Source organism: Bradyrhizobium sp. (assembly GCF_049798375.1).
Classification (GTDB): Bacteria; Pseudomonadota; Alphaproteobacteria; order Rhizobiales; family Xanthobacteraceae; genus Bradyrhizobium.
The window spans coordinates 1-2,579 of the sequence record NZ_JBARGP010000029.1 but is presented as its reverse complement, the minus strand read 5'-3'; the positions used below and the strand labels follow the sequence as shown (position 1 = coordinate 2,579).

The following is a 2,579-nucleotide window of genomic DNA, read 5'->3' as shown; positions in this document are numbered from 1 at the left end:
AGTTATACGGGAGGCAGCCGCTTCTTCGTTCGTCTCAGGTCGTCGTGATCGCGCTCGCGGCTGCGCTTGCCGGTTGCAGCCAGCAGAAGCCGCCGCAGGCAGCAGTCGCGGCGCCGCCGGTGACGGTGGCGCAGCCGGTCAAGCGCACGGTCACCGATTGGGATGAGTTCACCGGACGCTTTGATGCCGTCGAGGAAGTGCAGGTGCGTGCCCGGGTCGGCGGCTACGTCACCTCGGTCGAATTCCAGGACGGCGCCATCGTGCATCAGGGCGACCTGCTCTATGTGATCGATTCGCGGCCGTTCGAGGCGGTGGCCGAGCAGGCGGAGGGCCAGCTCGCGGACGCCAAGGCCAAGATCGAATTGGCGAAGCGCGAGTTCGATCGCGCCAGCACGCTGAACAAGACCGAGGCGGTGTCCGACTCCATCGTCGATCAGCGCCGTCAGGCGCTGCAATCGGCCCAGGCCGCGGCGGTGCAGGCCGAAGGCATTCAGAAGGCCGCCAAGCTCAATGTCGAGTTCACCCATGTGGTGGCGCCGATCACCGGCCGCGTCAGCCGCCATCTCGTCAGCGCCGGCAATCTCGTGCAGGGCAGCGACAACGGCACCTCGACCTTGCTGACCTCGATCGTCACGCTCGATCCGATCTACATCTATTTCGACATGGACGAGGCGACTTACCAGAAGAACTCCAGGCTCTGGTTCGAAGGCAAGCGTCCGAGCTCGCGCGACACGCCGAACCCGGTGCAAGTGACGCTGACCGGCGAAACCAAGCCGTCACGCCACGGCACCATCAACTTCCTCGACAACCGTCTGGATCTCTCGACCGGCACGCTGCGCAGCCGCGCGACGATCAAGAACACCGACCTGTCGATCCTGCCCGGCCAGTTCGGCCGCGTGCGGCTGATCGGCAGTTCGCCCTACGAGGCGCTGCTGATCCCCGATGCGGCCATCGCGACCGATCAGTCCCGCAAGATCGTGTTCGTAGTCAAGGCAGATGACACGGTGGAGGCGCACCCCGTCGTGCTCGGTCCGCTGGATGATGGCCTGCGCGTGATCCGCGAAGGCCTGAAGGCGGAGGATCGCGTCATCGTCGAGGGCATCCAGCGCGCTCGCGTTGGCGCCAAGGTCAGCCCCCACGTGGCGGCGGCAGGGAATACCAAGTCATGAATCTCGGCCGCCTCTCCGTCAATCAGCCCATCCTGGCGATGGTGCTGTCGATCGTGCTGCTGATCGTCGGCGCGATCGCCTATCCGACCCTGCCGATCTCGGAATATCCGCAGGTGGTGCCGCCGACGGTGGTCGTCACCACGACCTATCCCGGCGCCTCGGCACAGACCGTCTCCGACACCGTCGCGGCGCCGATCGAACAGGAGATCAACGGCGTCGACGACATGCTGTACATGTACAGCCAGGCGACATCGAACGGCCAGCTGAACATCACGGTGACGTTCAAGCTCGGCACCGACCTCGACAAGGCCCAGGTGCTGGTGCAGAACCGCGTCGCGATCGCGCAGCCGCGGCTTCCGGAAGAAGTGCAGCGTAACGGCGTCACCACGCGCAAGAACAGCCCCGACCTGATGATGGTCGTGTTCATGCTGTCGCCGGACGACACCTTCGACCAGACCTACATCTCGAACTACGCGCTGCTGCAGGTCCGCGACCAGTTGCTGCGGCTCGACGGCGTCGGCGACATCACCATCTTCGGCGCTCGCGACTATTCGATGCGGCTGTGGCTCGATCCCGACAAGATCGCCAATCTCGGCATGACCGCGAGCGACGTGGTCGCTGCGGTCCGCGCCCAGAATTTGCAGATCACCGGCGGCCAGCTCGCGGCGCCGCCGATCACAGACCGCGCCTTCCAGCCGAATTTGACCTTCACCGGCCGGCTCAAGGAGCCGGGCCAGTTCGAGAACATCGTCATCAAGGCAGGCAGCGACGGCCGCATTGTGCGGCTGCGCGATGTCGCGCGAATCGAGCTCGGCGCGCTGGATTTTTCCACCAACAGCTTCCTGCTGCGGAAATCCGCGGTCGCGCTGCTGGTGTTTCAGCGTCCAGGTTCGAACGCGCTGCAGACCGCCAAGCGCATCTCCGATACGATGGTCGGCCTGAAGGCCAGCATGCCGCAAGGCCTCGATTACAACATCGGCTACAATCCGACCGAGTTCATCGCGCAGTCGGTCAGCGAGCTGGTGAAGACGATCTATGAGGCGATGGCGCTGGTCGTGATCGTCGTCCTGGTGTTCCTGCAGGGTTGGCGTCCCGCGATCATCCCGATCGTTGCCATCCCGGTGTCGCTGGTCGGCACCTTTGCGGTGATGGCGGCGCTCGGCTTCTCGATCAACAATCTCACGCTGTTCGGCCTGGTGCTTGCGGTCGGCATCGTGGTGGATGATGCGATCGTCGTGGTCGAGAATGTCGAGCGGCATCTCGCGCACGGCCTGAGCCGGCGTGACGCGGCGCTCAAGACCATGGAGGAGGTCGGCGGCGCGCTGGTCTCGATTGCGCTGGTGCTGTGCGCGGTGTTCGTGCCGACCGCGTTCCTCGGCGGCATCTCCGGGCTGTTCTTCCAGCAGTTCG

General features: G+C 64.9%; 2 protein-coding genes. Both read left to right on the top strand.

Going from position 1 to position 2,579, the window contains the following annotated elements:
• On the top strand, nucleotides 1–1,169 hold a 1,169-nt coding region (locus WA702_RS01030; RefSeq protein ID WP_425108666.1), incomplete at its 5' end, for an efflux RND transporter periplasmic adaptor subunit.
• Nucleotides 1,166–2,579, top strand: a 1,414-nt coding sequence (locus WA702_RS01025) for an efflux RND transporter permease subunit (RefSeq protein WP_425108665.1), incomplete at its 3' end; no start/stop codon positions are given. The genes WA702_RS01030 and WA702_RS01025, both read left to right, overlap by 4 nt.